Below are 7,182 nucleotides of genomic sequence, written 5' to 3' on the forward strand. Positions count from 1 at the left end.
CATCGCGGGTGCCGCCCGCTCGTGCCGCGGAACCGCTCGCGGAGCGGGCCGGTGCCCGGGGAGGACGTCGCGAGGATCGCTTGCGCAAGCGCTTCGACTGTGCGTACAGTCGCTCCAGCACGACCGGTCGAAGCGCTTCGAAGCTCGACCGCGACCGACGACGACGTCCGGCAGGAGGAGCCATGGCGACCATCCACGACGTGGCCCGCGCTGCCGGAGTCTCGATCAGCACCGTCTCCTACGCCCTCTCCGGCAAGCGCTCGATCGCCGCCTCCACCCGGCAGCGCGTCGACGACGCGGTGCGCCAGCTCGGCTACCGGCCCCACGCGGGAGCCCGGATGCTCGCCGGGGCGCGGACCCACATCCTCGCCCTCTCCGCCCCGATGCGCGGCGAGCTGCACCTGCCGACCCACATGCGCTTCGTCACCGAGGTGCTCGAGCGCGCCCGGGAGTCGGACTACGACGTCCTGCTGCTCGTCACCGACGAGGCCTCCAGCGGCATCGGGCGCGTCTCCTCCTCCTCGCTCGTCGACGGCATCGTCCTGATGGGCGTCGACGACGACGACGACCGCGCCGAGCTGATCCGCGCGGCCGGGGTCCCCGCCACCTTCATCGGCGTGCCCGCCGACTCCCACGATCTCGCCTGCGTCGACCTCGACTTCGCCGAGGCCGCCCGCCAGAGCGTCCGCCGGCTCGCCGAGCTGGGCCACCGCTCGCTCGGCCTGCTCGAGCACCCGCAGTCCTACACCGACCGCAACGCCGGCTTCGTCCGCCGCTTCGACGAGGCGTTCCGCGCCGAGGCCGCAGCGCTCGGAGTCGAGATCGCGGTCGAGCGCCCGCACATCGGCCGCCCGAGCGCACAGGCCGCGATCGACGCGATCCTCGCCGCACCCGTCCCGCCCACCGCGCTCGTGCTGCACTGCAACGAGCCCGTGGCGGAGGCGGCGATCGAGCGCGTCCTCGAGCGCGGCCTCTCCGTCCCCGGCGACCTGTCGATCCTGGCGGCCTGCGCCAGCTACGACGGCGGCGCCCTCCCGGTCCCCACCAGCAGTCTTCCCCTCCCGTTCGACGCGATGTGCCGAGCGGCCGTCGCGCGGACCCTCCAGCAGATCGACTCCGGCCGCACCGTCGGCGTCGAGCTGCTCCCGCCCTCCTACGTCGACCGCGGATCCCTCGCGGCCGCTCCGACCGGCGCTCCGGTGCCGGCGGTCCCGTCCGGCACTCTCGCGCCGGCCTCCCTCTAGTCCTCCACCCTCTTCCCGCCCGCTCCGGCTCTGCGCACTGTCGAAACGCTTCGACACCGCGCCTCCGCGAGAGAGCGCTCCCTGCACCACCTCCGCAGCACCACCGCACCGTTCGAAGGAGAACCACCGCAATGTCGCTCCGATCCCGCTCCGCCTTCCACCGCCCGACCGCCGGTCTCAGCCGGCGCAACCTCCTCGCCGGAGGAGTCGGCCTCAGCGCGATGTTCGCGCTGGCCGCCTGCTCCGGTGGCGGTTCCGACGCCGGCTCCGACGCGCTCTCGACCACGGTCGACGGCGCCGGCCGCACCCTCACGCTCTGGGACTTCGAGACGCCCGACAGCGACCGCGGCATCGCCTGGCTCGCCGCCCGCGACATCTTCACCCAGGAGACGGGGGCCGAGATCGCGTACGAGTTCAAGGCCTTCGAGCAGCTGCGCACCGGCGCCAGCCAGATCTTCAACTCCAACTCGGCGCCCGACGTCGTCGAGTACAACAAGGGCAACGCGACCAGCGGACTCCTCTCGAGCCAGGGCCTGCTCACCAACCTCGACGAGGCGGTCGCGTTCTACGGCTGGGACTCGCTGATCCCCGGCGCGCTGCAGACCACCGCGAAGTACGACGAGAACGGGATCATGGGCTCCGGCTCCTGGTACGGCATCCCCAACTACGGCGAGTTCACCTTCGTCTACTACAACAAGGACGCCTTCGCCGCGAACGGCCTCGAGGTCCCCACCACCTACGAGGAGTTCACGGCCGTCCTCGACGCCTTCGTGGCCAAGGGGATCACCCCGCTGGCCGAGGCCGGCGCCGAGTACCCGCTGCAGCAGCTCTTCTACCAGCTCGCGCTGCTGAAGGCCGACCGCTCCTGGATCACCGACTACCAGACCTACACGGGCGAGGTCGACTTCGAGGACGCGGCCTGGAGCTACGCGGCCGACCAGCTGAAGACCTACGTCGACAAGGGCTACTTCTCGGCCGACGCCTCCGGGCTGAAGGCGGAGGACGCGGGCACGGCGTTCATCTCGGGCGAGTACCCGATCTTCTTCTCGGGCTCCTGGTGGTTCGGCCGCTTCAAGACCGAGATCACCGGATTCGAATGGGACACGTTCCTCTTCCCGGGCGCCGAGTTCACGATGGGCTCCGCCGGCAACCACTGGGTGATCCCGGAGACGGCGAAGAACAAGGACCTCGCCTACAAGTGGATCGACATCACGATGCGACCCGAGATCCAGAACCTCATCGGCAACAACGGAGGCATCCCGCTGGTCGTCGACGAGAGCGCCATCACCGACGAGAAGAGCAAGGCGCTGCTCTCGCAGTGGAAGACGGTCGTCGACGGCGACCAGCTCTCCTTCTACCCCGACTGGCCCACCGCGACCTTCTACGACGACCTGGTCGCCGCCACGCAGGAGCTCATCAACGGCTCCTCCGACGAGTCCGCCATGCTCTCCGACCTCCAGGCCAAGTACGACGACGGAGTCGCCGACATCACGTGACGCGGAAGCGTCACGTGATGTCGGCCACGGCGGCCGGCCCCGCGCCTGCAGGCGCGGAACGGCCGTGGAAGACCTGAGGACGTGACGGCGACCCCTCGAGGGGGTCGCACGAACACCGCCGAGCCTCCACCCCCCCCGCTGGATGCCGCTCCGGTACGCGACACGCCGTCGCCTCCGTACCGGAGCGGCATCCCGCGGCAGCACACCCACGACCCCGTCCGACCTAGGAGTACCCATGACGACGACAGCACCTCGTCGCGCGGAGAGCGCGCCGCCTCCCACGACGCCGCCCCGCGAGAAGCGCTCCGGCGGCTACTGGCTCTACCTGATCCCCGGGTTCGTGCTCTTCACGTTCATCGTGCTGATCCCGCTGATCTGGAACGTCTACATCAGCTTCACGTCCTGGCGCGGCATCAAGCCGCCGATCTTCATCGGCCTCGACAACTGGATCGAGCTGATGGGCGACGACCAGTTCTGGACCTCGTTCCTCAACTCGGTCTACATGATCATCGCGATGGTGATCGTCCCCACGATCCTCGGACTCCTGCTCGCGGCGATCCTCTTCGATCTCGTCGGCAAGAAGTTCGGCGGGCGCCTGGCGAGCTTCCTCCGCGCCACCTACTACCTTCCGCAGATCCTGCCGACCGTCATCGCCGCGATCGTCATCGGCTGGATCCTCCGCCCCGACAACGGCGCGCTGAACTCGATCCTCGAGGCCGTCGGGCTCGGCTCCCTCTCGCACGACTGGCTCGGCAAGCCGGACACCGCGATGCTCTCGATCATGGTCGTGATGATCTGGGTGCAGCTGGGCTACCCGGTCGTCATCTTCATGGCGGCACTGCAGCGCGTGGACCCCGAGCTCTACGAGGCGGCGGAGCTCGACGGGGCGAACTGGTTCCAGCGCTTCCGCTGGATCACGGTCTCGATCATCCGGCCCGAGATCTTCGTGGTCACCCTCACCTGCACCATCGCCGCGCTGAAGGTCTTCGGCCCGATCTACGCCCTGACCCGCGGCGGCCCCGGCGACTCCACGATCGTCCCCTCCTACTACTCGTACACCGAGTTCTTCCAGAAGCAGCAGGTGGGCTACGGCGCCACCATCGCGACCGCGCTCACGATCGTCATCGTGATCCTCGCCGTGCTGTTCATCCGCGCCCAGGAGCGCGTCGAGCGCAGCGAAGGAGCCCGCTGATGTCGGCCACCGAGACCCTGCCCCTCACCCAGGCCGGCACGGAGGACGCGGACCTCTCGTCCTCCCGTCCCGCCAAGCCCGCGAAGGGCACGACGAAGCGCACCCTCGGCGACTGGGTGATCCTCGCCGTCGCCGTGGTGATCGGGCTCGTGATCATCAGCCCGGTGCTGCTGATCCTGCTCAACTCCTTCAAGACCCCCGCGGAGTACTCGGCGAACGGCCCGCTCGCCTTCCCGACCGGCCTCTCCTTCGACGGCCTCTCGACCTTCTGGAGCCGCGTCGACTTCCCCGAGAAGCTCGGCAACTCGATCCTCATCTCGGGGTCGGTCGCGATCCTCGCCGTCGCCCTCTCGGTGCTGAACGCCTACGCGATCGGCATCGGCCGGGTCCGCGGCCGGAGCTGGATCATCGTCCTGTTCCTGCTGGCGAACATGCTCCCGCAGGAGGCCCTGCTCTACCCGCTGTACTACATGTTCAAAGCGGTCGGGATCTACGACACCCAGCTGTCGGTCATCGTCATCTTCACCGTCATCCAGTCGGCGTTCGGCACCTATCTGCTCTCGAGCGTCTACGGCACCTTCCCGAAGGAGATCCTCGAGGCCGCGGCTCTCGACGGCGCCTCGAAGTGGCAGGTCCTCACCCGGGTGATCGTCCCGATCTCGCGGCCCACCCTCTCGGTGCTGATGATCTTCTTCTTCATCTGGACCTGGAACGAGTTCCTCATCCCGCTGGTCTTCCTGGTGAGCGACGCGACGCAGACCGTCCCGATCGCGATCTCGAGCCTCCAGGGCGACAAGATCATGGACGTCACCACGACCAGCGCGAGCGCCCTCCTGGGCCTTCTCCCGACGCTCATCTTCTTCCTGATCTTCCAGCGCACCCTCACCCGCGGCATCACCGCCGGCGCGGTCAAGTAGCCCTCTCTCCCTCCGTCGGCGCCTCCCTCACGGGATCCTCCGGCGCGCCATCGAAAGGCACCCCCATGAAGTTCACCGACGGGTTCTGGCAGACGCGGGCCGGATTCACGCCCCTGTTCGCGCAGGAGGCGTACGACATCCGCACCGACGGCACCTCGCTCGAGGTGATCGCCCCGACCCGGGTCATCCAGGGCCGCGGCGACGTCCTCAACCGGCCGGCGCTCACGGTCACGGTGTCCTCGCCGGCCGAGGGGGTCGCGCGGGTGCGGATCGAGCACTGGCGCGGGACGGCGGTGCGGCCCGGCTTCGAGCTGGCCGAGGGCGACGTCGGAGCGGCGGAGGTGACGGAGTCCGGCGGCGTGCTGCGCACCGGCGACCTCGAGGTCCGGATCAGGCAGGGCGCTCCGTGGTCGCTGGAGTTCTGGGACACCTCGACCGGCACGCGCCTCACCGGCTCCGGGCACAAGGCGCAGGGCTACCTGACCGGACCGGACGGAGCCGCCTACCTGCACGAGCAGCTCGACCTCGGCGTCGGCGAGCTGGTCTACGGGCTCGGCGAGCGCTTCGGCCCCTTCGTGAAGAACGGCCAGACCGTGGATGTGTGGAACGCCGACGGCGGCACCTCCTCCGAGCAGGCCTACAAGAACGTCCCGTTCTACCTCTCCAGCCGCGGCTACGGCGTGCTCGTGAACGATCCCGGCCTCGTCTCGTTCGAGATCGGCTCCGAGGCGGTCGAGCGCGTGCAGTTCTCGGTCGGCGGCGAGGCGCTGGAGTACCTGGTGATCCAGGGCCCGACGAAGAAGGACGTGCTGCGGCGCTACACCGGTCTCGCCGGCCGCCCCTCCGTCGTCCCCGCCTGGAGCTACGGGCTCTGGCTGACGACCAGCTTCACCACGAGCTACGACGAGGAGACGGTGAACTCCTTCATCGACGGCTTCGCGGAGCGGGAGCTGCCGCTGTCGGCGTTCCACTTCGACTGCTTCTGGATGCGCGAGTTCCAGTGGACCGACCTCGAGTGGGACCCGCGCACCTTCCCGGACCCCGAGGGGATCCTCGCCCGCCTGCACGAGCGCGGGCTGCACACCTGCGTCTGGATCAATCCGTACATCGCGCAGGCGTCGCCGCTGTTCGCCGAGGGGCGCGAGAAGGGCTACCTGCTCAGAACGGCCTCCGGCGACGTCTGGCAGTGGGACATGTGGGTCGCCGGCATGGCGCTGATCGACTTCACGAATCCGGAGGCGACCTCCTGGTTCCAGGAGAAGCTCCGCGTCCTCGTGCGCCAGGGCGTCGACTCCTTCAAGACCGACTTCGGCGAGCGGATCCCGTCGGAGGGCGTCGTCTGGGCCGACGGGACCGACCCCGAGGCCATGCACAACTGGTACACCCAGCTCTACAACCGCGCGGTGCACGAGGTGCTCGAGCAGGAGCTCGGCGAGGGCCGCGCGGTCCTCTTCGCCCGCAGCGCCACGGTCGGCGGGCAGTCGCTGCCGGTGCACTGGGGCGGGGACAACACCTCCTCCTACGTGTCGATGGCCGAGACCCTGCGCGGGGGCCTCTCGCTCGCGCTGGGCGGGTTCGGCTTTTGGGCGCACGACATCGGCGGGTTCGAGGGCACGCCCGATTCCGGAGTGTTCAAGCGCTGGCTCGCGTTCGGCCTGCTCTCCTCGCACTCGCGGCTGCACGGATCCTCCTCGGTGCGCGTGCCGTGGGCGTTCGACGAGGAGGCCGTGGAGGTCACCCGGCTCTTCACCCGGCTGAAGCTCTCGCTGATGCCCTACCTCTTCGCGGCGGGGGCGGAGGCGGCGAGCACCGGCGTCCCGATCATGCGGCCGATGGCGCTCGAGTTCGAGGACGACCGCAGCGCCGCCCACCTCGACACGCAGTACCTGCTCGGGCACGACCTGCTCGTCGCTCCGGTGTTCACCGAGGACGGCACGGTCGAGTTCTACCTCCCGCGGGGGACGTGGACGAGCTGGTGGACGGGCGAGCGGACCGTCTCGACGGGGGAGTGGCGTCGTGAGGTCCACGGCTTCGACTCGCTGCCGCTGTACGTGCGCGAGGGTGCGGTGATCCCGGTGGGGGCCCGCCAGGACTCGGCCGAGTACGACTACCTCGACGGGCTCGAGCTGAGGGTGTTCCCGGGGCCGGACGGAGCGACGCCGGTCCGGGTCGTCGCGCACGACACGGGGGAGGAGACGGTCTTCACCGTGACGCGCACCGGCGGCGAGGTCTCGGTCGACGGCCCGGCCGGCACCTGGACCTGGGTCGAGGCCTGAGCGGCGCCCTCCTGCTGATCGAGCAGCGGGCGCAGCCCACCCCTCGAGACCCCCCGC

Annotated in this window: 5 protein-coding genes; all 5 read left to right on the forward strand. The window is 69.6% G+C overall.

The window, feature by feature from the left end:
• Nucleotides 1–182 precede the first annotated feature (182 nt).
• The 5 genes from C5C29_RS16085 to yicI all read left to right on the forward strand — a co-directional run bounded on the left by C5C29_RS16085 (nt 183) and on the right by yicI (nt 7,125).
• Nucleotides 183–1,244: a LacI family DNA-binding transcriptional regulator gene (locus tag C5C29_RS16085; RefSeq protein ID WP_104308567.1), complete on the forward strand. Its 1,062-nt coding sequence runs from the start codon at nt 183–185 to the stop codon at nt 1,242–1,244.
• A 131-nt stretch (nt 1,245–1,375) separates the two neighbouring features.
• Nucleotides 1,376–2,740, forward strand: a complete 1,365-nt coding sequence (locus tag C5C29_RS16090; protein ID WP_258060612.1) for an ABC transporter substrate-binding protein — start codon at nt 1,376–1,378, stop codon at nt 2,738–2,740.
• Nucleotides 2,741–2,975: 235 nt separating this feature from the next.
• Nucleotides 2,976–3,932: a carbohydrate ABC transporter permease gene (locus C5C29_RS16095; RefSeq protein WP_104224874.1), complete on the forward strand. Its 957-nt coding sequence runs from the start codon at nt 2,976–2,978 to the stop codon at nt 3,930–3,932.
• Nucleotides 3,932–4,849 (forward strand): carbohydrate ABC transporter permease, encoded by a 918-nt coding sequence (locus C5C29_RS16100; protein ID WP_104224873.1) that lies wholly within the window; start codon nt 3,932–3,934, stop codon nt 4,847–4,849. Before C5C29_RS16095 ends, C5C29_RS16100 begins: the two co-directional genes overlap by 1 nt.
• Before the next feature lie 65 nt (nt 4,850–4,914).
• Complete coding sequence (gene yicI, locus C5C29_RS16105) at nt 4,915–7,125, forward strand: alpha-xylosidase (RefSeq protein WP_104224872.1); 2,211 nt, start codon at nt 4,915–4,917, stop codon at nt 7,123–7,125.
• Nucleotides 7,126–7,182: the final 57 nt, after the last annotated feature.

Source organism: Rathayibacter sp. AY1H2 (assembly GCF_002931985.1).
Taxonomy (GTDB): Bacteria; Actinomycetota; Actinomycetes; order Actinomycetales; family Microbacteriaceae; genus Rathayibacter.